The sequence below is a fragment of the Pseudomonas sp. BCRC 81390 genome (assembly GCF_030341915.1).
In the GTDB taxonomy this organism is placed as follows: Bacteria; Pseudomonadota; Gammaproteobacteria; order Pseudomonadales; family Pseudomonadaceae; genus Aquipseudomonas.
This window is the reverse complement of the sequence record NZ_JATAAG010000066.1, coordinates 25255-50959: the sequence shown is the minus strand read 5'-3', so window position 1 is coordinate 50959 and position 25705 is coordinate 25255. Positions and strand designations below refer to the sequence as shown.

The following is a 25705-nucleotide window of genomic DNA, read 5'->3' as shown; positions in this document are numbered from 1 at the left end:
AAAGAGGTATGCAGGAAAACCCCGCCCACCGCACCGTGGCCATGGTGCTGTTCAACGATGTGTTGCTGCTGGATGTCACCGGCCCCATGGATGCATTTGCCATCGCCAACCGGTTCCTGCCTGCAGAGCGGCAGTACCGGCTGCTGACCGTGGCCGAGGGGGAAGCGGCGGTACGCGGCTCATGCGGCCTGAAAGTGGTGCCTGACCGGCGCCTGGAGGATATGCCGGAGGCCGTCGACCTGTTGCTGGTGCCAGGTGGCCCGGGGGCCTATGACATCGCCCTGCCCGGGATCGAGCGCTGGTTGCCCCAGGCCGTGCGCCGGGCCAGGCGCTTCGGCGCCATCTGTACCGGGGTGTTCCTGCTGGGGCGGGCCGGGTTGCTGGATGGCTATCGCTGCACCACCCACTGGAACTACGTGGAGCGCCTGGCCCAGGCGTTTCCCCTGGCCAAGGTCGAAACCGAGCAGATCTACGTGATAGACCGCTGCCTGATCACTTCGGGCGGCATCACCGCTGGTATCGACCTGGCGCTGGCGGTGGTCGCTGAAGACCACGGCAAGGCACTGGCCCTGGACGTAGCGAAAGTGCTGCTGGTCGCCCGCCATCGCCAGGGCGGGCAGACGCCCTACGGGCCGCTGCTGGCGGCGGTGCCGCGGGATGACTCGCCGATTGCCCGGGTACAGGCGTACATCGTCGACCATATCGAGCAGGCGTTTACCGTACAGAAGATGGCCGACCTGGTGGCCATGAGCGGGCGCAACTTCGCCCGCACGTTCCAGCGCGAGGTGGGCATCACACCGTTGCAGTACTTGCAGAACGCGCGCATCGACCGGGCGCGCAAGCTGCTGGAAGGTAGCGATCTGCCGTTGAAGGTGGTGGCCGCGCAGTGCGGGTTCGGCAGCGACCGGCATATGCGCAAGGTGTTCTGTGAGCGGATCGGCATGACGCCGGCGCAGTATCGGGCGCAGTTCGGGGGCAGTTGAGCTGCAGGTCTACTGTGCCGACCTCTTCGCGGGTTCGCCCGCAAAAGGGCCGACACAGGCTGTCACCTATTTCGGGACAATCTTTCTCCGCCCAGGCGGATTGTCTGCCTCCAGCCGTGCCCCCAGAATTGTCCGTCAAACTGATCTAACGCTGCCCCGGCAGCTCATGGAGTACGAGCCAATGCCACACGAAGGCAGCCTTCTGCAAACCGCGGTGATCTTCCTGCTCGCCGCAGTCCTCGCCGTTCCCCTGGCCAAACGCCTGCAATTGGGTGCCGTGCTCGGCTACCTGCTTGCCGGGGTGATCATCGGCCCGCAGGCACTCGGCCTGATCCGCGATACCGAAAGCGTGGCGCATATTTCCGAACTGGGCGTAGTCCTGCTGCTGTTCATCATCGGCCTGGAATTGTCGCCCAAGCGCTTGTGGCTGATGCGCAAGGCGGTGTTCGGTGTCGGGACTGCCCAGGTACTGCTGACCGGCGCAGTGATCGGCGCCATCGCGCTGTTCGGCTTCAGCCAGACGCTAGCGGCAGCCATCGTGCTCGGCCTGGGCCTGGCGTTGTCGTCCACCGCCCTCGGCCTGCAGAGCCTGGCCGAGAGCAAGCAGCTCAACGCGCCACACGGTCGCCTGGCGTTCGCCATCCTGTTGTTCCAGGACATTGCCGCGATCCCGCTGATCGCCCTGGTCCCGCTGCTGGCCGCCAGTGGCCCGGACACCAGCAGTGGCGACAGCCTGGGGCATGGCCTGAAGGTGTTCGCCAGCATTGCCGTGGTCATTGTCGGTGGCCGTTACCTGCTGCGCCCGGTGTTTCGCACCGTGGCCCGCACGCGCCTGCCGGAAGTGTCCACGGCCACCGCGCTGCTGGTGGTGATCGGCACCGCCTGGCTGATGGAACAAGCCGGTATCTCCATGGCCCTGGGTGCGTTCCTTGCCGGGCTGCTGTTGGCCGATTCGGAATACCGCCACGAGCTGGAATCGCAGATCGAACCGTTCAAAGGCTTGCTGCTGGGGCTGTTCTTCATCAGCGTCGGCATGGGTGCCAACCTGCGCCTGCTGCTGGAGATGCCGCTGGTGCTGCTGGGCCTGACCCTGTTGCTGGTGGCGGTGAAGCTGGTGCTGCTGATCGGCGTCGGCCGCCTGGCCGGTGGCCTGAGCAGCGCCAGCGCGCTGCGCCTGGGCATGGTGCTGGCCGCAGGTGGCGAGTTCGCCTTCGTGGTGTTCAAGCTGGGCAAGGACCAAGGCCTGTTCGACACCCAGACCTATGACCTGCTGTTGATGACCATCACCCTGTCGATGGCGATTACCCCGCTGTTGATGATTGGCTGCGCCCGCGCCCTCAAGCGCCCGCAAGCGGTGCGTGAAGTGCCTGAGCAGTACAAGCAGATCCAGACCGACACGCCACGGGTGGTGATCGTCGGCATGGGCCGCATGGGCCAGATCGTCGCGCGCATCCTGCGCGCCCAGAAGATCCCGTTCATTGCCCTGGAAACCTCGGTGGACACCATCGAGATGACGCGCATGTTCGAACAGGTGCCGGTGTTCTACGGCGACCCGCTGCGCCCCGAGGTGCTGCATGCGGCCAAGGTGGGCGAGGCGGAGTACTTCATCATCACCATCGATGACCCGGAGGCCGCCATCCATACGGCAGAGCGGGTCAAACGCCTGTACCCGCACCTGAAAGTGCTCGCCCGAGCGCGTAACCGCCAGCATGTGCACAAACTCGTGGATGCGGGTGCCGAACCGATTCGCGAGACGTTCTACTCCAGCCTCGAGATGACCCGCCGGGCATTGGTGGGGTTGGGCTTGAGCGACGAGCAGGCGGCGGACCGCATCGAGCGGTTTACCCAGCATGACGAAGAGGTGCTGGTGGCCCAGGGGCAGGTGCGCGATGACCGGGCCAAGGTGATGCAGACGGCCAAGGAGGCGCGGGTGGAGTTGGAGCGGTTGTTTGCTTCGGATGCGGATTGAAGAAAGGCGCATCGACATAGGAAGAGGGCTCAGCCCTCTTTTTTTTGCCTCGCGATAGCGGGACTGCTGGAACCCCATTTAGGAAACGCCCTACAAGACGAGTCACTCCCCGTCTGATTGTTCGAGGAAACCCTTCTCCCTAGGCTCACTTGCCGCCATCGCGTCAGCGACACTGATCGCAGCCAGGTATTGCATTGAGCCCCAACAACCCAGTCGCGAAGATCGCCGAGAAGAAAGGCCAGAGCACTTGGCTGGATGAAAAACTACCGGACCTCAGAACGCTTGCACGTGAATTACGTGCCCAGGCTATCGAAGAGCTGGCTGCTGCCGATTCGCATGACTCCGTAATTGAATTCGCTGCACAGTATCTGGGTTTGGATACAGATAAAGCCGGTGTTGTAACTGTCAAAACGCCAATGGGTGATGTTCGGATTCAGCGGAGCTGTCTCTATCACATCTTCGAAAAGCGGCAAGACGCCCGAGAACGCTATGTGAAAGTAGCGCTGGATACGCTGCTCGGACCATTTGAGATCTGGCAGGTTGCCTACACCAATCGCACCCACAGGCTGGCCTTCATTGGCGTCTACGAAACCAAGCGGCAGGTGCTGGTGGTCGTGACGCTCGATAGAGGCAAAATGCTGTGGAATTTCATGCAATGCGATGCAAAGGCGCTGAACAAGCATCGCCACGGTAAGCTGCTTTACAAGCGGTACACCTTTCTGGCGAGCAACGAAAAGGGCCACTGTCACCAGTGGCCCTATGTCCGTGCTTGATATTCATATACACACCCTCAAGCCGGGGTGTGGAGGTCTCACCCGACGCTGATGATTCAGCCATCGACGGGGTTCCTACACCAGCTATTGCCGCTGAATGGCAGCTGGTTTCGCGCTCAGGTGAAACGCTAACAACACGCTTGGCCCTAGTCAACGATGGCCTCCGGCAGAGGCCATCCATCAAGTTGCTTGATGTTACTTAGCCGCAGTCAGAGCGTTATAGCTGGTAATCAGATTGCGATAGTCCGGAATATGGTTGGAGCACAGCGCCGCCAGGCCCTCGATGTCGTTGCGCCAGTCGCGGTGCAGTTCGCAGGCCACGCCGAACCAGGTCATCAGCTGTGCACCGGCCTGGCTCATGCGGTCGTGGGCGGCGTCGCGGGTCATGGAGTTGAAGGTGCCAGATGCGTCGGTCACCACGAACACTTCGAACTCTTCTTCCAGGGCCGACAGCGCCGGGAAGGCTACACAGACCTCGGTCACCACGCCGGCGATGATCAGCTGCTTCTTGCCGGTGGCCTTCACTGCCTTGACGAAGTCTTCGTTGTCCCAGGCGTTGATCTGGCCTGGGCGGGCGATGTACGGGGCGTCCGGGAACAGCGCTTTCAGCTCGGGTACCAGCGGGCCGTTGGGGCCTTGCTCGAAGCTGGTGGTGAGGATGGTCGGCAGGTTGAAGAACTTGGCCAGGTCAGCCAGCGCCAGCACGTTGTTCTTGAACTTGTCCGGCTCGATATCGCGCACCAGCGACAGCAGGCCAGCCTGGTGGTCGACCAGCAGGACAGCGGCGTCGTCTTTGTTCAGGCGGTTGTAGGTGAATTTGCTCATGGTCTGTGCTCCCAAGGGTTTATGAATTTTTCAGCATTTCGAGATGTTTCGCGTTGATGGGCACAGATTAAAATCACCCCCTTTAAGGCGGTAGATAGCAAAATTTGGCTTTAGCGTTCTGATTCATGAACGATGATTTGCTGGGCCAGCACCGGCAACCACACGCCTGGAGACCGATCATTGGAAGACCTCAACTCGCTCTACTACTTCACCCAGGTAGTCGAGCACGGCGGCTTCGCCCCGGCCGGGCGAGCGCTGGACATGCCCAAGTCAAAGCTCAGCCGGCGCATCGCCGACCTTGAAGACCGCCTGGGTGTACGCCTGCTGCACCGCACCAGCCGCCATTGTTCGCTCACCGAGATCGGCCAGGCCTACTACAACCGCTGCCTGGCCATGCGCGTGGAAGCCGAGGGCGCGGCGGAGATCATCGAGCGCAACCGCAGCGAACCGCGCGGTCTGGTACGCATCAGCTGCCCGACTACCCTGCTCAACTCCTGGGTTGGCCCGATGCTGACCCGCTACATGCTCAAGTACCCCCAGGTGGAACTGTTCATCGAGAGCACCAACCGCCGCGTCGACCTGCTGCACGAAGGTTTCGACGTCGCTCTGCGGGTGCGCTTCCCGCCACTGGAAAACACCGACATGGTGATGAAGGTACTGAGCAACAGTACCCAGTGCCTGGTCGGCCAGCCGCAGTATCTGGAGCGGCTGCCCAAGGGCTTCGACCCGCAGCTGCTCGGCACGCTGCCCAGCCTGCACTGGGGCAGCGCCCAACGCGAATACCACTGGCAGTTGTTCCAGGGCGAGAACACCAGCCACAGCATCGTCATCCCGCATACGCCACGCATGGTCACCGACGACCTGTTCGCCCTGCGTCATTTCGTGGTCGCTGGTGTGGGCATCGCGCACCTGCCGCGGGTGGCAGTGCGCGAGGACCTGGCGTCCGGGCGGCTGGTGGAGCTGTTGCCGGGTTGGCACCCGCGCTGCGGCATCGTGCATGCGATCTTCCCGTCGCGGCGCGGTTTGCTGCCCTCGGTACGGGCACTGATCGATCACCTGGCCGAAGAGTTCGCCATCAGCGACATGGCCTGATTGTCGCTGGCCAGCATGTCCACCAGCAGCGCCAGCACCACCGCACCGGCCGCCACGGCGAACAACACGCCGTAGTGGCCACCGCTGGCGGCGAACAGCGCCGAATAGGCGTAGCCGGCAATGGCCTGGAAGCTGGCGAAGGACACCGTAGCACGGCTCCAGGTCGCATTCTGTCGGGCATGCCCCGGCACCAGTTGATGGACCCGCGCCAGCGCCAGCGGCACGATGCCGGGCGGGAACGAGCCGATCAGCAGCGCTGCGGCCCCCAGCAGGCGCAAGTCGTGGCTACCCAGCAGCACAGCCAGGGCAGCCAGTTGTGCCAGCAACACCCAGCGGATGCCGGCACGCGCCCCCAGATGGTCAGCCAACAACCCGTAGAGCACCGGGCCGGCGATCGCCCCCAGGCCATACAAACCCCAGATCATTGCACCGGCATGGGTACCCGCGCCCAGCCCACGGCTGACGTAGTCCACCAGGAACATCATCGGCGCCACCAACGCGGTGGCCATCAGCGCGTATTGCCCGAACAGTACCAGCACCGCCGGTGAAACTGCAGCCGGGCCCGGCGCATGGCCGCCCTGTTGATGCTCCTGCTCGGCCGGCCACCCGCCCCAGCTGCTGAGGCTCAACAGCAGTGACAGCGCGGCCAGCCCGAACCAGGTTTCCTGCAGCCCTTGGCCAAGCAGCCACGGTACCAGGCTGGCAGCACCGGCGATGCCCAGGCCAATGCCAAGGAAAATCGCGCCACTGGCCAGGCCCCGCCGCGCGGCAGCGACATGGGGCAGGATCGCGCTGGCCGCCAGCACCATGATCACCCCGCCGGCAACGCCGGACAGCAGGCGCCAGGCAAAGAACCAGGCAACCGACAGCGGCCAGGCACAGGCCAGGAATGCCAGGCTGACCAGCACCATCATGCCGCGCAGCACCGCTGCGCTCGACCAGCGCCTTGCCAGCGGCCTGCCGGCCAGGGCGCCGACCAGGTAGCCGGCGAGGTTGGCCGCGCCCAGGTAGACCACCGCCGAGCTCGCGAACCAGTGCGCCTCGATCAGCGCCGGCACCAGCGGTGTATAGGCAAACCGCGCCAGGCCGATACCGACCAGGCTGGCACACAGCCCGGCCCAGATCGGCAGCCAGGGCGCGCGTTGAGTTTCTGCAGTCATGTTCTTCCCTTGCGCCAGGCAGCGCTTGTTGATGGCGATGGGAAAAGCATAAAGTCGCCAGGCGATGAAATAACGCAGCGATTTCTCATTGCAGGCATGCACTTTTGCATCACAGAGGACAACCTGATGAACTGGGACGACACCCGTGTCTTTCTCGCCCTGTGCCGGGAGCGGACGCTGCGCGGCGCAGCCCGCAGCCTGGGTGTCGACCAGGCGACGGTCGGCCGCCGGCTTGCTTCGCTGGAACAGGCGCTGCACGCCACGCTGTTCCTGCGTGCAGCCAGTGGCTATACGCTGACCCCCGCTGGCGAAACGGCGATGCGCGCAGCCGTCGAAATGGAAGCTGCCGCCGCCGGCCTGCAGCGGCAGGTACTCGGCCTCGACGACCGCCTTGGCGGCGTGGTCCGGGTCACCACAACCGACTCCTTCGCCCTGGACTTCATCATCCCCGCCGTTGCCCGCCTGCGCATGGACCATCCTGGAATAGAGGTGCAGCTGCAGGCCTCCACACAAATGCTCAACCTCAGCCAGCGTGAAGCGGATATTGCCGTGCGCACGCAAAAACCGGACAACCCGGAGCTGGTGGTGCGCCGGCTGGCACGCTGGCAGAGTGGCCTGTTCGCTTCACGGGATTATCTGCAGCGCTTTGGCGAACCCGAGCCTGGCAGCAGATTTGCCGGGCATGAGCTGGTGGTCTACCAACCTTATCTGGACAGCGGCAAGGAGGTGATGCTGGCTGGTGAGCCGATCGCACGCGGGCGCATTGCCATGACCTGCACCTCAGGATTGATGGTGCGCCGGGCACTGGCCAGCGGGCTCGGGCTAGGCGAATTGCCGGTGCCGCTGGGTGAGCGGGATGGGTTGCAGCAGGTGTGGGCGCACGGCAAGCCGTATGACATCTGGCTGGTGACCCATCAGGACGTGCGGCGTACCGCCCGTGTGCGGGCGGTGATCGAAGCGATTGTGCAGGCGTTCGCTGACTAGCCCACCTGCCCTCCAGCACACCCTTACAAGACCCCTGGCCTATCCTTCATCCATAGTCCCGGATCATCCCCGCTGGAGCCCCCATGATCCGCGCCAACCCCGGACCAGGCCGCGCCCTGCTCGCCACCCTTGCCCTCTGTCCACTGCTCAGCCAGGCCGACGAAGCTGGCTGGTCGCTGCTCAGCCGCAATTACTTCCTGCACAGCGACTTCCGCTCGCCCTCCGGTAGCAGCCAGAGCTACCGCCAGGAATGGGCCCAAGGTTTCATCGGCGACATCCGTTCCGGCTTCACCGAGGGCACCCTCGGCGTCGGTATCGATGCCCACGGTTTTCTCGGCTTCAAGCTCGACGGCGGTCGCGGCCATGCCGGTACCGGCCTGCTGCCGCGCGACAGTGATGGCCGCGCCGAGTCCGGCTACTCCAGCGCCGGCGCCGCCCTCAAGCTGCGCCTGGGCGACACCCAGTTGCGCTACGGCGAGATGACCGTGGAAACCCCGGTGTTCGATACCGCCGACAAACGCCTGCACCCGGAATACGCCACCGGCTGGTTGCTGGAGAACCGCAGCCTGCCCGACTGGCGCCTGCAGGCCGGGCGCTTCACCGCCTTCAACAACCAGGACAACAGCGCTAGCCATGATGATTTCAGCGGCTACGGCGCCAGCACCGCCAACCGCGCCATCAGCCTGGCCGGCGCCACCTTCGCGCCCCCAGGCCCATTCGGCGCTGCGCTGTACGCCGGGCAGTTGCAGGACACCTGGCGCCAGGCCTACCTCAACCTGAACCTTGCCGAGGGCAACTGGCGCCTGGACGGTAACCTGTACAAGACCCGCGACACCGGCAACGCCAGCGCCGGGGCGATCGACACCCTCGCCTACAGCTTGCTGGCCAGGTACAGCTTCGGTGCCCAGGCGCTGAGCCTGGGCTATCAGAAGGTCGAAGGCGACACCCCGTTCGACTTCGTCGGTGGCGACTCCATCTACCTGGCCAACTCGATCAAGTACGCCGACTTCAACGGCCCTGGCGAGCGCTCCTGGCAAATCCGCCATGACCTCGATTTCGCCACCCTCGGTGTGCCCGGCCTGAGCCTGATGGGCCGCTACGTCAGCGGCCGCGGTATCGACGGCAGCCACGCCCCGGCGCGCGGCGCCTATGTAGGCCAGTATGGCAAGGGCGGCAAGCACTGGGAGCGCGACATCGACCTGAAATACGTGGTGCAGTCGGGCGCCGCCAAGGGCTTGAGCCTGTCGCTCTCCCATGTCAGCCACCGCGCCAACCAGGCCCAGGCCGGCGATGACATCGATCGCCTCTACCTGATCATCGAATACCCACTCAAAGGCAGCTTCTGACATGAGCACATCCCCTTCAGGCGCCTGGAGCCCGTTGCGCAACACCACCTTCCGCATGCTGTGGATCGCCACCATCGCCTCGAACATCGGCACCTGGATGCACGAGGTGGGCGCCGGCTGGCTGATGACCACGCTGTCGGCCAGCCCGCTGCACGTGGCGCTGATCCAGGTGGCCGGCTCGCTGCCGATGTTCTTCCTGGCCCTGCCGGCCGGCGCCGCGGCGGATATCGTCGACAAGCGCCGCTACCTGTTGCTGGTACAACTGTGGATGGCCGGCGTGGCCGCTGTACTGGCGGCCCTGACCTTGCTCGGGCTGATGAACGTCACCTTGCTGCTGGTACTGACCCTGGCGCTGGGCATCGGTACGGCACTGATGATGCCGGCGTGGAGCGCGCTGACGCCGGAGCTGGTGGGCAAGCAGGACCTGGCCAACGCAGTGGCGCTTTCCAGTGTCGGCATCAACGTGTCCCGTGCCATCGGCCCGGCTTTGGCGGGGGTAGTGGTGAGCATGGTCGGCCCGTGGCTGACCTTTGCCCTGAATGCCATCTCGTTCGCCGGCGTGATCCTGGTGTTGTTGCTGTGGAAACGCGAGGTGAAGGAGCCACTGCTGCCGGCCGAGCGCTTCGTTGGCACCATGCGTACCGGGTTGCGTTTCGCCCGCAGTGCCAAACCGTTGCAGGCGGTGATGCTGCGCGCGCTGGCGTTCTTTTTCTGCGCCAGTGCCGGTACCTCACTGCTGCCGCTGATCGTGCGTGGCGAGATGCGTGGCAGCGCAGCAGATTTCGGCCTGCTGCTGGCCGCCATCGGAATTGGCGCAGTGGCTGGCGCCACCTTGCTGCCACGCCTGCGCGAACGCATCAATCGCGACCGCCTGGTGATGCTGGCCAGCCTGCTGTATGCCCTGTTCCTGTTGGCCCTGGCGCTGGTGCGCAATTTCTATGTACTGCTCCCGGCAATGCTGCTCAGCGGCGCGGCGTGGATCGCGGTGCTGTCCAACCTGCAGGTGGCAGCGCAGACCTCGGTGCCGGCCTGGGTACGGGCGCGGGCATTGTCGGTGTACATCCTGATCTTCTTTGGTGCCATGGCCGCCGGCGGGCTGCTGTGGGGCACGCTGGCCAGTCATGCATCGATCACCTTGAGCTTGCTGCTGGCCGCAGGCGGGCTGGCATTCGGCACCTTGCTGACCTGCAGGGTGACGCTGCCGGAAACCGAAGCCGAAGCGCTGACACCGTCGCTGCATTGGCCGGTGCCGGTGCTGAGCGATGACCTCGACCAGGACAACGGGCCGGTGATGGTCACCGTCGAATACCATATCGAACCGGCCAAGGCCGCAGCCTTCCAGCGGGCCGCGCGGGAGCTGGAGGCGATGCGCAAGCGCAATGGCGCGTTGTCGTGGGGGTTGATGCGCGACAGTGCCGATCCGGCAGTGTGGCTGGAGTTCTTTTTTGAAGAGTCGTGGCTGGAGCATTTGCGGCACCACCACCGGGTGACCCGGGGTGAGCTGAAGATCGAGGCCCGAGTGCGGATGTTGCAGACCGATGGGGTGGAAGTGAAGATCCGGCATCTGTTGGCTGGAGGGGAGCACAAGGCTCACCATTGATGTTGGCTTTTCCGGCCTCTTCGCGGGCTCGCCCGCTCCCACAGGAATCGCACAAAGCCTGAGGGCTGTGGTGTACCTGTGGGAGCGGGCGAGCCCGCGAAGAGGCCAGCACTGAAGGAGCAAAAAAAGGGGCCAGATACTGGCCCCTTCTTCACATCAGCTCAGCTTAGAAAGCGAAGCACGTACAACCCAGCGCCCCCCAGAAGCCCTGGAAGTCATTCACTGGCACATTCGAATGCCGTGCCTTCTCATGACTGTGCGCATGCACCCCGCAAGGCCCGACGCACTGGTGCGCCACTGCTGCCAGCGATGGCGTACCCACGCGCCAGTGGCCCGGCACCTTGGTCACCGGCGACCACTCCGGCAGCACCGGCACCTGTGGCGGGCCGAGCTTGTCGAACTCGGCCGCGGCGTAAACCACCTTGCCATCGACCACGGTCAGCACCGACTCGATGCCCTTGATCGCTTCTTCATCGACGCTGAAGAAGTCCAGCGACAATGCCGCCAGGTCGGCCAGCTGGCCCACCTTGATTTGTCCCTTCTTGCCCTGCTCGCTGGAGAACCACGCGCTGCCCTGGGTAAACAGCTGCAATGCAGTGTCGCGGCTGAGGCCTTCAGGGTACAGCTCCATGCCACCGACAGTCTTGCCGCTGACCAGCCAGTACAGCGAGGTCCATGGGTTGTAGCTGGACACGCGGGTGGCGTCGGTACCGGCACCCACTGGCACGCCCATGTCGAGCATGCGCTTGATCGGCGGGGTCTGCTCGGCAGCCTTGGCGCCGTAGCGGTCGACGAAGTACTCACCCTGGAAGGCCATGCGGTCCTGGATGGCGATACCACCGCCCAGCGCACGCACGCGTTCGATGTTCTGCGGGGTGATGGTTTCGGCGTGGTCGAAGAACCACGGCAGGCCATTGAACGGAATGTCGCGGTTGACCTTCTCGAACACGTCGAGCATGCGCGTGATCGATTCGTTGTAGGTGGCGTGCAGGCGGAATGGCCAGCGTTGCTCGACCAGGTGGCGCACCACCGGCTCCAGCTCTTGCTCCATGGTCTGCGGCAGGTCCGGGCGCGGCTCGAGGAAGTCCTCGAAGTCGGCGGCGGAGAACACCAGCATCTCACCGGCACCGTTGTGGCGCAGGAAGTCGGTGCCGCTGTGCAGCTTGACGCTGGAGGTCCACTTACGAAAGTCGTCCAGCTCTTCCTTGGGCTTCTGGGTGAACAGGTTGTAGGCGATGCGCACGGTCAACTGGTTGTTGTCGGCCAGTTGCTGGATCACCTGGTAGTCGTCCGGGAAGTTCTGGTAGCCACCACCGGCGTCGATGGCGCTGGTCAGGCCCAGGCGGTTGAGTTCGCGCATGAACTGGCGGGTAGAGTTGACTTGGTACTCCAGCGGCAACTTCGGCCCCTTGGCCAGGGTGGCGTAGAGAATCATCGCATTGGGGCGGGCAATCAGCATGCCGGTCGGGTTGCCGAACTTGTCACGCTGGATCTCGCCACCCGGTGGGTTGGGCGTGTCCTTGCTGTAGCCGACAGCCTTGAGCGCAGCGCGGTTGAGCAACGCGCGGTCATACAGGTGCAGCAGGAACACTGGCGTGTCCGGGGCGGCCTGGTTGATTTCTTCCAGGGTGGGCATGCGTTTTTCGGCGAACTGGAATTCGTTCCAGCCACCGACCACGCGCACCCACTGCGGGGTAGGCGTGCGCGCGGCCTGGTCCTTGAGCATGCGCAGGGCATCGGCCACCGACGGCACGCCTTCCCAGCGCAGCTCCAGGTTGTAGTTCAGGCCGCCACGAATCAGGTGCAGGTGCGAGTCGTTCAGGCCCGGAATGACCGTGCGCTGTTTGAGGTCGATGATCTGCGTGGAGGCGCCCTTGTGGGCCATGGCCTCGGCGTCGTTGCCCACGGCGATGAAACGGCCATCCTTGATGGCGACGGCGGTCGCGGTGGGTTTTTCACGATCAACGGTGTGCAGTTTGCCGTTGAACAGGATCAGGTCGGCGGTCATGGAACCTCCTTGAGTGGATGCGTAAGCGGAACCGGTAAAGGGCAATGCGGACCAGAGCGCACCGGCGGCACCAAGCACGCTGCTGGTGGCGAGGAACTGGCGACGGGTCTTGTCGTTGCGGTCCTGGGACATGGTCTTCTCCGTCTGGTGGCGGCGCCGGCAGGCGCAACTGCGGAGCATGCCGGTGAGTGCAGGGCCAGGGCTTGGATGGATGTGCGGTGGGTTGTAGAAGGTTAGCCCTGTTCAAGCTTTGTGCTGCCTGGGCTGCCGCTTCGCGGGTGAACCCGCTCCCACAGGGACATCACGGGCCTGTAAGACTGTGGTGTCCCTGTGGTAGCGGGTTTACCCGCGAATGCCTTCCACAATTACTTCTGGAGGAACGCCAGCAAGTCCTCATTCAGCTGCTGTGCATGAGTCACCGCAAACCCATGCGGCGCCCCGGCATACACCTTCAGTTCAGCTCCGCGAATCAGCTCCGCCGCCTGCTTGCCGGTGGTCTCCAGCGGCACGATCTGGTCGTCGTCGCCATGGATCACCAGGGTCGGCACATCGACCTTGGCCATGTCCGGGCGGAAGTCGGTCTCGGAAAACGCCGTCACGCAATCCAGGGTGCCCTTGATCGACGCCATCAGCGCGATGTTCAAGGTCTGCGTCTGCACCCCCTGGGATACCTGCTGCCCATGGTTCAGGCCATAGAACGGCGTGGCGAAATCGGCGATGAACTGCGCCCGGTCGGCACGCAGACCGGCGCGGATGCCTTCGAACACCGACAGGTCGACACCCTGTGGGTTGTCGTCACGCTTGCCGAAGATCGGCGTCACTGCGCCCAGCAAGACCAGGCCAGCCACACGCTCGCTACCGTGACGGGCGATGTAGCGGCTGACATCGCCACCGCCCATCGAGAAGCCCACCAGGGTCACCTCGCGCAGGTCGAGGTGCTCGATCAGCTGGGCAATATCGTCGGCGAACGTGTCGTAGTCGTAGCCACTCCACGGCTGGCTCGAGCGGCCGAAGCCACGGCGGTCGAAGGCGATGGCGCGGTAACCGCGGCTGGCCAGGAACTCCATCTGCGAGTCCCACATGTCGGCATCCAGCGGCCAGCCGTGGCTGAACAGCACGGGCTTGCCACTGCCCCAGTCCTTGAAGTAGATCGAAGTGCCATCGCGGGTAACGAACGTGCTCATGTCGGTATCTCCTTGAAAATGTCGAAGTAAAGGCTTGCTCAGCCGCGCAACCAGTTGGCGCAGCGACGGGTGACCCAGGGCATGATGTAGAACACCACGGGCAGGATGACGAACAGGTTGGTGATCAGGTTGCCGATGATCGCGCCGCCCAACTGCGGAAAGCGCGCGAACAGCGGCGCCAGCAGATGTGGAATGACCAGGGTCATCGGGCAGATCACCAGGTAGGTCAGCAGCGCCTGCTTCCAGCGCGGCGGTTGCGCGGCACGGGTGTTCGGCGGGGTGAACCAGAACTCCGGGTCGTCATGCACCTGGGTGTGGTCACCGCCTTCGAGCAACGGCAGCACTTCGTTGACCAGTGCCTGGCGCTCGGCCGAATTGACCCAGGCCTGCAGCAGGCTGGCGTCGGCGAAGCGCACCACGGTGGTGAAGTGCAACCCGCCGTCGTCGGGGCGAATGACGTTGACGTCCAGGTGCCCCGGTTGCCGCCGTGCAGCGCTGACCGTGCGCTTGAGCCAGGCTTCATAGGCGGCCAGCGACGCGGCGCGGACCTTGTGCTGGATGACCAGGGTCACCACATTGCGGTTGTCTTGGAATGCGGTGTTCATCGGCGTTCCTTGGGATGAGCTTGCCCGCATCCACTGTGCAACGATGGACGGGCGGAGGATTGGACGGGTGTGCTGCACTGGCCGGGCACCGACTGGCGGTGCCCGGGACCGTGGCTTACTTGCTGGCGTTGAACGCGTTGTAGCTGGTCATCAGGTTGCGGTAGTCCGGGATGTGGTTGGAGCACAGCGCCGCCAGGCCTTCGATGTCGTTGCGCCAGTCGCGGTGCAGTTCACAGGCCACGCCGAACCAGCTCATCAGCTGCGCACCGGCCTGGCTCATGCGGTCATGCGCGGCGTCGCGGGTCATGGCGTTGAAGGTGCCGGAAGCGTCGGTCACCACGAACACTTCGAACTCTTCTTCCAGGGCCGACAGCGCCGGGAAGGCTACGCAGACCTCGGTCACCACACCGGCGATGATCAATTGCTTCTTGCCGGTGGCTTTCACGGCCTTGACGAAGTCTTCGTTGTCCCAGGCGTTGATCTGGCCAGGGCGGGCAATGTACGGGGCGTCCGGGAACAGCGCTTTCAGCTCGGGTACCAGCGGGCCGTTGGGGCCTTGCTCGAAGCTGGTGGTGAGGATGGTCGGCAGGTTGAAGAACTTGGCCAGGTCGGCCAGCGCCAGCACGTTGTTCTTGAACGCGTCCGGCTCGATATCGCGGACCAAGGACAGCAGGCCAGCCTGGTGGTCGACCAGCAAGACAGCGGCGTCGTCTTTGTTCAGGCGGTTGTATTTGAAGTTGGTCATGGTCGTTGCTCCTAAGGTTTTGAAGTTCAGTAAGTTGGGTGTTTCGCGTTGATGGGAGAAGATTAAAACCATCACCTTTAGTGCGGTAGATAGCGGTTTTTGGCTTTAGCGTTCTATTTTATGAACGATCAATTGGCGTTGGATTTGTTGGCCACTTCGCGGCCAAATCCGCTTCCACAGGCAGTGAACTGGCTTTGCTATTTGCGCGATCCCTGTGGGAGCAGGTTTGCAGGCGCCCATTGCCTGCAACGACAACCTGCTCTATTACTACCCACAGCCCTCCCCTACACCTGAGACCTTCATGCTGGCGTTCATCCAGTCATACCCGCTGTTGCTCGGCATCGCCTTGATCCTGCTCGACCTCGTGCTCTGGCAGCTCATTCCCCTCCAGCACCGGGCCTGGCGCATCGGCGCGCGGCTGGTGCTGTTCTTGCTGTTCAGCTCAGTACTGGTGGCCGCCGGCATGAGCCCACTGCAACCGCCTCCCTGGGCCGACGATGTCTCACGCAACCTGTTGGCCACGGTATTGGCCATCGGCTGGTGGCTGTTCGGCGCGCGTACGGTAACGGTGGTGTTCGGCCTGTTGCTGGTGGCCCGTGGCAGCCATGGCGGGCGCTTGCTGCAGGATGTGCTGGGGGCGTTGATCTTCCTGGCTGCCGTGGTCGCCGCGGCAGGCTATGTGCTGCAGCTGCCGGTGAAGGGCCTGCTGGCCACCTCCGGGGTAATGGCCATCGTCATCGGCCTGGCGCTGCAAAGCACCCTGGCCGACGTGTTCAGCGGCATCATTCTGAACACCACGCGGCCCTACCAGATTGGCGATTCGATCTCGATTGACGGCACCGAAGGCAAGGTGCTGGAAATCGACTGGCGGGCTACCCGCCTGCTCACCGGCAGTGGCAGCCTGGCAGTGATCCCCAACTCGGTGGCAGCCAAGGCGCGGCTGCTCAACCACAGCCGCCCGGCCGACGTACATGGCGTATCGATCAGCGTGGTGGTACCGGCCAAGGTGCGCCCCAAGCGCGTGTTCGATGCGCTGGAAAAAGCCTTGCAAGGCGTCAGCGCCATTCTTGCCACGCCAAAGCCGAAGGTCGCGGTGAAGGCATCGACGCTGGAGTCAGTGGAGTACGAGGCCAGCGGCTTCGTCGCCGACGCAGGCGCCAAGGGTGATGCGCGCAATCAGCTGTTCGACCTGGCGCACCGGCACCTGGAGGCCAGCGGGGTGATGTGGAACGTTGACCTGGCCATGCCGCCGCGCAGCCGCCAGCGCGAGGTACTGGACGAAGTGCGGGTGTTCCGTTCGCTGAGCGATGAAGAACGCGATGCCTTGAGCCAGCGCATGACGGCAGTGGAATACCTGGCAGACCAGGTGATCCTGGGCGTGGGTGAGCAATCCGAGCACCTGCTGGTGATTGGCAGCGGCGTCGTATCGGCGTCGATCCGTGATGGCGACAGGCTGGTGGAGGCCGGGCGCATGGGGCCCGGTGAGGTGTTGGGAATTGAGGGCATCATCGACGAGGACGACTCGTTTGCCGAGTTCCGTACGTTGACCAGTTGCGTGCTGTATCGCATCGACAAGGAACAGGTCAAAAGCTGCCTGGTGCAACGTGGCGAGGTGCAGGCAGCGCTGGGCAAGTTGCAGCGCTTCAGGCGGCAGAGCCGGGAGTCGCTGTTGCTGCAGAAGCCGGCTTCGATCAAGAAAGGCGGCTTCCTGAGCTGGTTGCACAAGTAGGCCTGGGCCGCCACGCTCCTATGAACGCGACGTAGCGCTTACAGCACGACCCTCAGGCATTGCCCAGCGTGGTACAGCGAGAACCCGGACTCGTAGAATGCAGTGCGCAGCGAAGGTGCACTCACCCCCTTCATCGGCGAGAACGGAATCGGCAGGCTGCCCGCCTCGCCCTTCAGCAGGAACTCGGCAAACGCTCGGCCGATCACGGTCCCGGTGGTATTGCCACGCCCGTTGTAGCCGGTGACAGCCACCAGCCCCGGCGCTGGCTCGAACAGGCGCATCAGGTGGTCGGGGGTGAAGTCGATACAGCCGGTCCAGTGCATCTCCCATTCAACCTTGCCCAGCTCGGGGTAGTAGTGGCTCTGAATCCGGTCGGCCCAGCTGCGCACGAACCAGGCCGGCTTGTTGTCGACCCGGCCGAGGCTGCCCAGTAGTAGGCGGCCCTGGTCGTCGCGGCGGATGCTGCTGAGCACGGTGCGGGTGTCCCACGAACCCTGGCCATGCGGCAGGACCTTGTCGGCGGCAGCGCCGTGCAACGGCTTGGACGCCACCTGGTAGTAGTAACCGCGGAAGAACTGCTTCTGCAGGTTGCTCCAGTCGCCTTCGGTGTAGGCACCGGTGGAAATCACCACCTTGTCGGCGCGCACCGCGCCACGTGCGGTCTTCACTCGCCAGGCATCGCCATCACGCGCCAGGCCCTCGACCGACGACTGCTGGAACAGCTTGCCGCCCAGGCGCGCCACCGCGGCAGCCAGGCCCTGGGTATAGCCCATGGGGTTGATGGTGCCGGCGCGGCGGTCGAGCAGCGCGGCGGAGATCTTGTCGGTACCGCAGTATTCCTGGCATTGGGCGCCGGTCAGCAGCTCCACATCGGCACCCCGGCGGCGCCATTGTTCATGGCGGGCTTCGAGGTCGGCGATGCCGGTGGCGTTGTGCGCCATGTGCAGGGTGCCTTTGTGCTGGGCCTGGCACTCGATGCCAAGGCGCTCGATCATGGCGAACACTTCAGCCGGGGCCTCACCCAGCACCTTGTTCAGGCGGCTGCCCTGCTGCAGGCCGAGGGTGGCTTCGACGTCGTCAGGGCGAATCCAGGTACCGGCGTTGACCAGGCCGACGTTGCGCCCGGAGCCACCGTGGCCGATCTTCCAGGCTTCCAGCAAGATCACCGACTTGCCCTGCTCGAGCAGGTGGATGGCCGCTGACAGGCCGGTAATGCCGCCACCGATCACGCAGACATCGGCCTTGTGCTCACCGGCCAGGGCCTGGGCGGCGACGCTCGGTTTGCTGACAAATTCCCACAAGCATTCTTGACGCAGTTCGGACATGGCCCGGCTCCAGCAATTTGTTCTTGTTTGGGGCCGCGTTAGGGCCCATTCGCGGGCAAGTCCGCTCCCCCAGGAGGTACACAGGTTTCGAAATCTGTGGCGACCTGTGGGAGCGGGCTTGCCCGCGAACCGGGGGCCAAGCCCCCGGCCATGCAGCATCAACCCATCAGTCGAACACGATACCCTGCGCCAGCGGCAGCTCGCGCGAGTAGTTCACGGTGTTGGTCTGGCGACGCATGTAGCCTTTCCAGGCGTCCGAACCGGACTCACGGCCACCGCCGGTTTCCTTCTCGCCACCGAACGCACCGCCGATCTCGGCGCCGCTGGTGCCGATGTTGACGTTGGCGATACCGCAGTCGCTGCCCGAAGCACTCTGGAAGCGCTCGGCCTCACGGATGTCGGTGGTGAAAATGCACGACGACAGGCCTTGTGGCACTTCGTTGTTCAGGCGCAGGGCCTCTTCGAAATCGTCATAGGCGAGCACGTACAGGATCGGGGCGAAGGTTTCGTGGCGCACCACGTCGCTCTGCGCCGGCATTTCGGCAATGGCAGGCGACACGTAGTAAGCGTTCGGGTACTGGTCGGCCAGCTGGCGCTCGCCGCCAAACACTTGGCCGCCTTCGTCACGAGCCTTGGCCAGCGCACCCTGCATGGCATCGAACGACTGCTTGTCGATCAGCGGGCCAACCAGGTTGTCCTTGCGTGGGTCGCCAATACGCACCTTGCCGTAGGCGGCTTTGACGCGGGCAACCACTTCGTCCTTGATCGAGCGGTGCACGATCAGACGACGCAAGGTGGTGCAACGCTGGCCGGCGGTACCCACAGCGGAGAACAGGATGCCGCGCACGGCCAGGTCCAGGTCGGCACTCGGGGCCAGGATCATGGCGTTGTTGCCGCCCAGTTCCAGGATGCTGCGGCCAAAGCGGGCAGCCACGCGCGGGCCTACTTCACGGCCCATGCGGGTGCTGCCAGTGGCGCTGACCAGCGGTACGCGCGGGTCGTCGACCAGGGCTTCGCCGGCTTCGCGGCCGCCGATCACCAGTTGCGCCAGGCCAGCCGGGGCATCACCGAAGGCTTTCAGGGCTTTTTCGAAAAGCGCCTGGCAGGCCAGGGCGGTCAGCGGGGTCTTTTCCGACGGTTTCCACACCACCGAGTTGCCGGCCACCAGGGCCAGGGCGGTGTTCCAGGCCCAGACCGCAACCGGGAAGTTGAAGGCACTGATCACACCGACCACGCCCAGCGGGTGCCAGGTTTCACGCATGTGGTGGCCAGGGCGTTCGGAGGCGATGGTCAGGCCGTACAGCTGACGCGACAGGCCAACGGCGAAGTCGCAGATGTCGATCATTTCCTGCACTTCACCGAGGCCTTCCTGGGTGATCTTGCCGGCTTCGATCGATACCAGCTCGCCGAGGTCGGCCTTGTGCTCACGCAGCACTTCACCGAACAGCCGCACCAGTTCGCCACGGCGCGGGGCCGGCACGCTGCGCCAGGCTTCGAAGGCGCCTTGCGCCTGGTCGATGCGGGCGATGGTCTCGGCCTTGCCGAGCAGTTTCACCGAGGCGATCTGGCTGCCGTCGATCGGCGTGTGAACAGGGTAGTCGCCCTGGGTGTAAGCCTCGGCGGCAACGCCAAGGCGCTCGAGCAATCCAGCAACCATTGTGCTTCTCCTACATCGGGTGATGGGGTGGAAAAATGATGTGGATCAGTATTAATCCGATCACATAGGTACAACAAACGACCTTTATTCCGCATATCATTCCGTCAGGTAATGATTTGAGCCGCAGAGACCGCTATGTCCAAACGCCTGGTGCCGTCCATGACCGCCCTGCAGTGCTTTGAAGCTGCAGCCCGCCATTTGAGCTTTACCCGTGCCGCCGAAGAACTGCACCTGACCCAGAGCGCGGTCAGCAAGCAGGTGGCGCAGCTGGAGGACATGCTGCGCCACCACCTGTTCCTGCGCATCCGCCGCCGCCTGCAGCTGACCCCGGCCGGCAGCCTGTACCTGGCCGAGGTCAACAAGATCCTCACCCAGGTCGACATGTCCAGCCGCTACGTGCTCACCTACGGCGAGCAGACCGAGATATTGAAGGTAGCCACCCAGCCGAGTTTCGGCGTGCGCTGGCTGATTCCGCACCTCAAGGGTTTTGGCAAACGCCACGGCAATATCCACCTCGACATCCGCAACGAGATGGAGCCGTTCGCCTTGCTGCAGGGTTCGGCGGACGTGGTGTTCTTCTACGGCCAGGGCACCTGGCCGGGGGCCACCTGCGTGGAGTTGTTCGGTGAAGAGGTGGTGCCGGTGTGCGCACCGGAGCTGCTGGCCGGCCGCGAACTGGCCGATGCCGGGCAACTGGCCGAACTGGTGCTGCTACAGAGCACCTCGCGGCCAGAGGCGTGGCACGAATGGTTTCTGGAGCTGGGCCTGGAAAGCGTGAGCGCCTACCACGGGCCGCGCTTCGATACGTTCTATATGGCCTTGAGCGCTGCGCAGTCCGGGTGCGGGGTGGCGCTGGTGCCGCGCTACCTGGCGGCGAAGGAACTGGCCGAGGGCAGCCTGGTAATGCCGTGGAACCATGCAATGCCCAGTGCCGGGGCACATTACCTGGCGTATGCCGAGCATGCAGCGGAGGTGCCCAAGGTGCGGGCGTTGGTGGAGTGGATTCGCGAGCAGCTGGCGGATTGAGAGCGCCAGGGCCGCCTTTCGGCCCCAGCACCCTTCAGGTCGATCAAAAAAGGAATGACACACTCACTTTTTTTCGCTTGTAAGCCAAGTGCATTCCCCGCTTTCATGTAAGCGTCCGAACCCAACCAATGGAAGCTAGCGATGCCCGCCCACGATTTCGTCAGCCCCGACAACATCCGCGCGCAGTTCTCCGCCGCCATGTCGCTCATGTACAAACAGGAAGTGCCCCTGTACGGCACGCTGCTGGAGCTGGTGAGCGAAATCAACCAGCAGGTCATGGCCCGGCAACCTGAAGTCGCCGAGGCCCTGCGCTGGACAGGCGAGATCGAACGGCTGGACCAGGAGCGCCACGGGGCCATCCGCGTCGGCACTGCTGAAGAGCTGGCAACCATTGCCCGCCTCTTCGCCGTGATGGGCATGCAGCCGGTCGGCTACTACGACCTCAGCTCCGCCGGAGTGCCAGTTCACTCCACCGCCTTCCGCGCAGTGCATGAGCAGTCGCTGCACGTCAGCCCGTTCCGCGTGTTCACCTCGCTGCTGCGCCTGGAACTGATCGACAATCCGCAGCTGCGTACATTGGCAGAGAACATCCTGGCCAAACGCAAGATCTTCACCGACCGCGCCCTGGAACTGATCGCCCAATGCGAACGTGACGGTGGCCTGAACGCGGCAGATGCCGAGGCGTTCGTGCAAGAAGCGTTGCATACTTTCCGCTGGCACCATGACGCCACCGTGACTGCCGAGCAGTACCAGCAGCTGCACGACCAGCATCGCCTGATCGCCGACGTGGTGGCCTTCAAGGGCCCGCACATCAACCACCTGACCCCGCGCACGCTGGACATCGATGCGATCCAGGCCGGCATGCCGGCCAAGGGCATCCCGCCAAAGGCTGTGGTCGAAGGCCCGCCTACCCGCCGCCATCCGATCCTGCTGCGCCAGACCAGCTTCAAGGCCCTGCAGGAAAAGGTCGCCTTCAGCGACCAGCAGGGCAGCGAAGGCAGCCACACCGCGCGTTTCGGCGAAATCGAACAGCGCGGTGCGGCCCTGACACCGAAAGGCCGCCAGCTGTACGACAAGCTGCTCGATGCCACTCGGGCCGCCTTGGGTGGCGTGCCGGCCGAGGCCAATGCCGAACGCTACATGGCGCTGCTGAAGGAGAACTTTGCCGAATTCCCTGACGACCTGGCACAGATGCGCCAGCAGGGGCTAGCGTATTTCCGCTACTTCGCCACCGAGAAAGGCCTGGCCGCGCGTGACCAGGATGCCCGCCCGAGCACCCTGGAAGGGCTGATCGAAGCGGGTCATGTGCACTATGAAGCGCTGGTTTACGAGGATTTCCTGCCGGTGAGTGCGGCTGGGATCTTCCAGTCCAACCTGGGTGACGATGCGCACACCGAGTACGGCAGCAATGCCAACCGGGCTGCGTTCGAAGCGGCGCTGGGCATGCAGGTGCAGGATGAGCTGGCCCTGTATGCACTGAGCGAGCGGCGGTCGCTGCAGGCCTGTGCGCAGGCATTGAACCTGGGTGCGATGTAAGGATTCAGATTACCGGGGGGCGCCGGGCGCCCCCTGCGGTTTCAGCGGAAGCGGTCCACTTCCTGGCGTAACTGTGCCGCCAACCCTTCCAGTTCACGCGCGGTGAAGGCCAGTTCATTGGCCACCTCGCGTTGTTCGCCGTTGGCCTGGGCAATGCTCTGCAGGTTGCGGCTAAGCACCGTCGCGGTGCTGCTCTGCTCCTGAGTCGCGGTACTGATCACGGCAAACTGCTCACCGGCCGCACGGCTCTGCTCGTCGATACGCGCCAACGCCTGGGCCACCTTGTCGTTGCGTTCCAGGCCTTCCTGCATCAGCTGGTTGCCTTGCTCCAACGTGGTGATGGCGTGCCCGGTCTGTTGCTGGATGCTGGTGATCATGCTGGAAATCTCGTCCGTGGCCTGACGGGTGCGTGCAGCCAATCCCCGCACCTCATCGGCCACCACGGCAAAGCCACGCCCCTGCTCGCCGGCACGGGCCGCCTCGATGGCAGCGTTCAAAGCCAGCAGGTTGGTCTGCTCAGCGATCGCGGTGATCACGCTGATGATGCCGCCAATTTCCTGCGAGCGGGCGCCCAGGCTGTCCATCACCGTAGCGGTACCGCCAAGCGCCTCGGCAATCTGCGTCAGCGAGCGTGATGCCTCGTCCATGGCATTGCGGCCGATGCGGGTCTGCTGGGCGTTGTCACGGGCCATGCGCTCGGTGCCGGCCATGTTGTCGGCGATGTTCATCGAGGTGGCGCTGAACTCTTCCACCGCGCCGGCCATGCTGGTGATTTCACCGGATTGCTGGTCCATGCCCTCGCACGCGCCGGCCGACAGGCCAGCCAGCGAGCGAGCACGGGTACTGACCTGCTCGGAGGCGCCGCGGATGTGCTCGACCATGGTTGCCAGTGCTTCGCCCATCTTGTTGAAGCTGCGTGCCAGCTGGCCGATCTCGTCATCGCTGGTCACGCTCAGGCGTGCCCCCAGGTCTCCCGCCCCAAGCGCTTCTGCCTGGCGCACCAGGTCATCCAGCGGGCGCAGCTTGCGGCGCAACAGCCACAGCGTGGCGGCAACAGCCAGCAGCATCGCCAGCAGGCTGCCGACGGCCAGGCGCAGGCCAACGCTCCAGGTCACTTCGCGGATCTCTGCCATCGGCATGCTGGCGACCACGGTCCAGGGCCCTTCGGCGAAGGGGGCGGTGGCGCTGTACAACTGCTGGTCGGCATTGGCCGGTGGCACCAGCCAGGCGCCCTTCTCGTCGCGCAAGGCCAACGAGCCGGTCTGGCCAATGCGGAAGCGCGCCAGGTTGGCGAACTGGGCATTCTGCGCGTCGGTATAGTCGAAGCCGACGAACAGCACGGCGATCACCCGGCCGCTGGCATCGGTCACCGGCACATAGCGGGTCATGTAGTTGCGCTCGAACAGCACGGCGCGGCCAACATACATCTGCCCGGCCAACAACCGGGCATAGGCCGGGTGCTGGCGATCGAGCAGGGTACCGATGGCACGGCTGCCGTCCTGCTTCTTCAGGTTGGTGCTGATGCGCACGAAATCGTCACCGCTGCGCACGAACAGCGTGGCGATGCCAGCGGTCATCTGCTGGAAATCGTCGACCAGCTGGAAGTCGTTGTTCAGCAGCTGGTTACCCAGGTACAGGGCAGGCGTGGCCTGGCCGGCGACCTGCACGGTCTCGCCCGCATGCAGCGACAGGCCCGAGGCGAAGCGCCGCTCGAACAGCCCGCTGAGGCGCTGGGTGTTGTCCTTGAGCGAGCCGTGGAAGGTGTCGAGCTGGTCGGCCAGCAAACGCGCCTCGCTGGCCAGGTGGGCCTGGCGGGTGGCGAGGTTGGCATCGTCCAGCGAGCGCAAGGCGAACAGGGTACTGCCGGAAATCACCAGCGCCAGCACAATGGCGAGGGCAACCCCCAGTTGCGAGGCGATTCGGGCACGCGGTTGAGACATGGTCAAGCTCCTGGCAAGAGGCCGGGATCGTCCTGATCACGTAGGCCACCCGCTTGTTGTCGTCGGGAAGCGCGCCCTCTTCCGGGACGCTGGTGCCACTTGATCGGCGTCGCCGGGGAATACTTGAGTGTCGGACCGGGATATTCGCAAACCTTTGCGCCTACCACTCAAGGCGCCGGCAGGATCTGCACATCGGGCAGATCCACTGCCGCCGCTTCGTCCTGCAGGAACCTGCTCAAGCGCCGCAAGCGCTCCCCGCCCGGGCGGGTGCGCGGCCACACCATGTAATAGTCCATGCCGCTGGGAACGGCGGTCGGCCACGGCAGGCTCAAGCGCCCCTGGGCCACGTCCTCGGCAACCATCAGCAGGTCGCCCATGGAGATGCCGTAGCCGCGCGCGGCCGCGATCATGCCGAGTTCCAGGGTATCGAATACCTGCCCGCCCTTTAGCGAAACCTGGTCGCCGAGGCCCATGCGCTCGAGCCAGGCGCGCCAGTCGCGCTTGTCCGGCGTCGGGTGCAGCAGCTCGATACCGGCCAGCTGTCGTTCGTCCCATGGTCCATCCGCGAGCAGGTCCGGCGCCCCTACCGGGATCAGCAGTTCGGCGAACAACCGGCGCACCTCCCAGTCCGGCGGAAACACGCCGTCGCTGAGCAGCACCGCACAATCGAACGGTTCGTTGCTGAAGTCCACATGGTCAACGTCCATCCAGGCACTGGTCAGTTGCACTTCGTTGCCGGGTTGCAGGTGCCGGAAGCGGCTCAGCCGCGCCAGCAGCCAGCGCATGGTCAGGGTCGAAGGCGCCTTCATGCGCAGGATGCCGTCCTCGCCACGCAAGCTCTCGCAGGCCCGCTCCAGCGCAGCGAAGCCTTCCCGCACGCCTGGCAGCAGCACCCGCGCTGCTTCGGTCAGTTGCAGGCTGCGGCCATTGCGCAGGAACAGGCGACAGGCGAAATGGTCTTCCAGAGTACGGATATGCCGGCTGATCGCGCTCTGGGTGATCGACAGCTCCTCACCGGCACGGGTGAACGAGCTCAGCCGGGCGGCAGCTTCGAATGCGCGCAGGGCATACAACGGTGGGAGCTGACGTGACATGAGGCACCTGCCATGCGGGCTGGGAAAGGATCACCGGCAAGCATATATGCATGAGTCGAACTCATGCCAACGATCGCTTTTATCCTTTTGTGCAAAGTTGACCAAAGCCTCAGAATCGCCCTTC

Annotated in this window: 20 protein-coding genes and 1 pseudogene; 10 read left to right on the top strand and 11 right to left on the bottom strand. The window is 64.4% G+C overall.

The features are described from left to right. The first annotated feature begins 8 nt into the window (after positions 1-8). From QSV36_RS16880 to QSV36_RS16870, 3 genes are all read left to right on the top strand, one after another. Positions 9-983, top strand: coding sequence for a GlxA family transcriptional regulator (locus QSV36_RS16880; RefSeq protein WP_289133435.1), 975 nt, complete (start codon positions 9-11; stop codon positions 981-983). 181 nt (positions 984-1164) lie between these two features. Then, positions 1165-2952: a monovalent cation:proton antiporter-2 (CPA2) family protein gene (locus QSV36_RS16875; protein WP_289133434.1), complete on the top strand. Its 1788-nt coding sequence runs from the start codon at positions 1165-1167 to the stop codon at positions 2950-2952. Positions 2953-3146: 194 nt separating this feature from the next. Further along, positions 3147-3725 carry a PBECR2 nuclease fold domain-containing protein gene (locus QSV36_RS16870; protein WP_289133433.1) on the top strand — a complete coding sequence of 193 codons (579 nt, stop codon included), beginning with the start codon at positions 3147-3149 and terminating at the stop codon, positions 3723-3725. Between the two features lie 195 nt (positions 3726-3920). On the opposite strand, the gene ycaC (QSV36_RS16865) is transcribed toward QSV36_RS16870, so the two are convergent. Continuing rightward, positions 3921-4550: an isochorismate family cysteine hydrolase YcaC gene (ycaC, locus tag QSV36_RS16865; RefSeq protein ID WP_289133432.1), complete on the bottom strand. Its 630-nt coding sequence runs from the start codon at positions 4548-4550 to the stop codon at positions 3921-3923. A 180-nt stretch (positions 4551-4730) separates the two neighbouring features. Here ycaC (QSV36_RS16865) and QSV36_RS16860 point away from each other — a divergent pair, with 180 nt between their 5' ends. After that, the gene (locus tag QSV36_RS16860; protein ID WP_289133431.1) at positions 4731-5642 is read left to right on the top strand and encodes a LysR substrate-binding domain-containing protein; all 912 of its coding nucleotides are present in this window, start codon (positions 4731-4733) and stop codon (positions 5640-5642) included. Here QSV36_RS16860 and QSV36_RS16855 read toward each other — a convergent pair. After that, positions 5603-6802, bottom strand: coding sequence for a YbfB/YjiJ family MFS transporter (locus QSV36_RS16855; protein WP_289133430.1), 1200 nt, complete (start codon positions 6800-6802; stop codon positions 5603-5605). The two genes, QSV36_RS16860 and QSV36_RS16855, sit on opposite strands and share 40 nt — an antisense overlap. A 126-nt stretch (positions 6803-6928) precedes the next feature. Here QSV36_RS16855 and QSV36_RS16850 point away from each other — a divergent pair, with 126 nt between their 5' ends. From QSV36_RS16850 to QSV36_RS16840, 3 genes are all read left to right on the top strand, one after another. After that, complete coding sequence (locus QSV36_RS16850; RefSeq protein ID WP_289133429.1) at positions 6929-7786, top strand: LysR family transcriptional regulator; 858 nt, start codon at positions 6929-6931, stop codon at positions 7784-7786. An 83-nt stretch (positions 7787-7869) separates the two neighbouring features. Beyond that, positions 7870-9132 (top strand): OprD family porin, encoded by a 1263-nt coding sequence (locus QSV36_RS16845; protein WP_289133428.1) that lies wholly within the window; start codon positions 7870-7872, stop codon positions 9130-9132. A gap of 1 nt (position 9133) precedes the next feature. Next, positions 9134-10732, top strand: coding sequence for an MFS transporter (locus QSV36_RS16840; RefSeq protein ID WP_289133427.1), 1599 nt, complete (start codon positions 9134-9136; stop codon positions 10730-10732). Positions 10733-10898: 166 nt separating this feature from the next. Here the strand turns inward: QSV36_RS16840 and QSV36_RS16835 are convergent, their stop codons facing one another. From QSV36_RS16835 to ycaC (QSV36_RS16820), 4 genes are all read right to left on the bottom strand, one after another. Next, entirely contained in the window at positions 10899-12740 is a 1842-nt protein-coding gene (locus QSV36_RS16835; protein WP_289134199.1) for an amidohydrolase, read from the bottom strand. Positions 12741-13105: 365 nt separating this feature from the next. Continuing rightward, positions 13106-13924: an alpha/beta fold hydrolase gene (locus QSV36_RS16830; RefSeq protein ID WP_225779736.1), complete on the bottom strand. Its 819-nt coding sequence runs from the start codon at positions 13922-13924 to the stop codon at positions 13106-13108. A gap of 38 nt (positions 13925-13962) precedes the next feature. Beyond that, positions 13963-14529 (bottom strand): antibiotic biosynthesis monooxygenase, encoded by a 567-nt coding sequence (locus QSV36_RS16825; RefSeq protein ID WP_289133426.1) that lies wholly within the window; start codon positions 14527-14529, stop codon positions 13963-13965. Between the two features lie 115 nt (positions 14530-14644). Then, positions 14645-15274: an isochorismate family cysteine hydrolase YcaC gene (gene ycaC / locus QSV36_RS16820; RefSeq protein ID WP_289133425.1), complete on the bottom strand. Its 630-nt coding sequence runs from the start codon at positions 15272-15274 to the stop codon at positions 14645-14647. Positions 15275-15575: 301 nt separating this feature from the next. On the opposite strand from ycaC (QSV36_RS16820), the gene QSV36_RS16815 reads away from it, so the two are divergent. Continuing rightward, positions 15576-17003, top strand: coding sequence for a mechanosensitive ion channel family protein (locus QSV36_RS16815; RefSeq protein ID WP_289134197.1), 1428 nt, complete (start codon positions 15576-15578; stop codon positions 17001-17003). Positions 17004-17041: 38 nt separating this feature from the next. Here QSV36_RS16815 and amaA read toward each other — a convergent pair whose 3' ends face one another. Then, a complete protein-coding gene (gene amaA / locus QSV36_RS16810) occupies positions 17042-18328 on the bottom strand; it encodes an L-pipecolate oxidase (protein WP_289133424.1) in 1287 nt (428 codons plus the stop codon). A 166-nt stretch (positions 18329-18494) separates the two neighbouring features. Beyond that, positions 18495-19985 (bottom strand): L-piperidine-6-carboxylate dehydrogenase, encoded by a 1491-nt coding sequence (gene amaB, locus QSV36_RS16805; RefSeq protein ID WP_289133423.1) that lies wholly within the window; start codon positions 19983-19985, stop codon positions 18495-18497. A gap of 135 nt (positions 19986-20120) precedes the next feature. On the opposite strand from amaB, the gene QSV36_RS16800 reads away from it, so the two are divergent. Beyond that, positions 20121-21011, top strand: a complete 891-nt coding sequence (locus tag QSV36_RS16800; protein ID WP_289133422.1) for a LysR family transcriptional regulator — start codon at positions 20121-20123, stop codon at positions 21009-21011. Positions 21012-21152: 141 nt separating this feature from the next. Further along, on the top strand, positions 21153-22547 hold the full coding sequence (gene hglS / locus QSV36_RS16795) for a 2-oxoadipate dioxygenase/decarboxylase HglS (protein WP_289133421.1): 1395 nt from the start codon (positions 21153-21155) through the stop codon (positions 22545-22547). A 41-nt stretch (positions 22548-22588) separates the two neighbouring features. Here hglS and QSV36_RS26120 read toward each other — a convergent pair whose 3' ends face one another. The 3 genes and pseudogenes from QSV36_RS26120 to QSV36_RS16785 form a co-directional block, all read right to left on the bottom strand. Beyond that, positions 22589-23311: a methyl-accepting chemotaxis protein gene (locus tag QSV36_RS26120; RefSeq protein ID WP_437179847.1), complete on the bottom strand. Its 723-nt coding sequence runs from the start codon at positions 23309-23311 to the stop codon at positions 22589-22591. Between the two features lie 135 nt (positions 23312-23446). Next, positions 23447-24487 (bottom strand): annotated as a pseudogene (locus QSV36_RS26115) (Cache 3/Cache 2 fusion domain-containing protein); the annotation flags it as partial. Positions 24488-24654: 167 nt separating this feature from the next. Next, entirely contained in the window at positions 24655-25581 is a 927-nt protein-coding gene (locus QSV36_RS16785; protein ID WP_289133419.1) for a LysR substrate-binding domain-containing protein, read from the bottom strand. Between the last annotated feature and the right edge of the window lie 124 nt (positions 25582-25705).

Excerpts from the sequence above, each read along its gene's own strand:
- QSV36_RS26120 (WP_437179847.1), bottom strand. The coding sequence starts at position 23,311 with ATGGCCGGCGCGGTGGAAGAGTTCAGCGCCACCTCGATGAACATCGCC.
- QSV36_RS16875 (WP_289133434.1), top strand. The coding sequence starts at position 1,165 with ATGCCACACGAAGGCAGCCTTCTGCAAACCGCGGTGATCTTCCTGCTC.
- hglS (WP_289133421.1), top strand. The coding sequence starts at position 21,153 with ATGCCCGCCCACGATTTCGTCAGCCCCGACAACATCCGCGCGCAGTTC.
- ycaC (WP_289133425.1), bottom strand. The coding sequence starts at position 15,274 with ATGACCAACTTCAAATACAACCGCCTGAACAAAGACGACGCCGCTGTC.
- QSV36_RS16855 (WP_289133430.1), bottom strand. The coding sequence starts at position 6,802 with ATGACTGCAGAAACTCAACGCGCGCCCTGGCTGCCGATCTGGGCCGGG.
- QSV36_RS16830 (WP_225779736.1), bottom strand. The coding sequence starts at position 13,924 with ATGAGCACGTTCGTTACCCGCGATGGCACTTCGATCTACTTCAAGGAC.
- QSV36_RS16845 (WP_289133428.1), top strand. The coding sequence starts at position 7,870 with ATGATCCGCGCCAACCCCGGACCAGGCCGCGCCCTGCTCGCCACCCTT.
- QSV36_RS16825 (WP_289133426.1), bottom strand. The coding sequence starts at position 14,529 with ATGAACACCGCATTCCAAGACAACCGCAATGTGGTGACCCTGGTCATC.
- amaB (WP_289133423.1), bottom strand. The coding sequence starts at position 19,985 with ATGGTTGCTGGATTGCTCGAGCGCCTTGGCGTTGCCGCCGAGGCTTAC.
- QSV36_RS16850 (WP_289133429.1), top strand. The coding sequence starts at position 6,929 with ATGAACTGGGACGACACCCGTGTCTTTCTCGCCCTGTGCCGGGAGCGG.
- QSV36_RS16880 (WP_289133435.1), top strand. The coding sequence starts at position 9 with ATGCAGGAAAACCCCGCCCACCGCACCGTGGCCATGGTGCTGTTCAAC.
- QSV36_RS16815 (WP_289134197.1), top strand. The coding sequence starts at position 15,576 with ATGCTGGCGTTCATCCAGTCATACCCGCTGTTGCTCGGCATCGCCTTG.
- amaA (WP_289133424.1), bottom strand. The coding sequence starts at position 18,328 with ATGTCCGAACTGCGTCAAGAATGCTTGTGGGAATTTGTCAGCAAACCG.
- QSV36_RS16800 (WP_289133422.1), top strand. The coding sequence starts at position 20,121 with ATGTCCAAACGCCTGGTGCCGTCCATGACCGCCCTGCAGTGCTTTGAA.
- QSV36_RS16835 (WP_289134199.1), bottom strand. The coding sequence starts at position 12,740 with ATGACCGCCGACCTGATCCTGTTCAACGGCAAACTGCACACCGTTGAT.
- QSV36_RS16785 (WP_289133419.1), bottom strand. The coding sequence starts at position 25,581 with ATGTCACGTCAGCTCCCACCGTTGTATGCCCTGCGCGCATTCGAAGCT.
- ycaC (WP_289133432.1), bottom strand. The coding sequence starts at position 4,550 with ATGAGCAAATTCACCTACAACCGCCTGAACAAAGACGACGCCGCTGTC.
- QSV36_RS16840 (WP_289133427.1), top strand. The coding sequence starts at position 9,134 with ATGAGCACATCCCCTTCAGGCGCCTGGAGCCCGTTGCGCAACACCACC.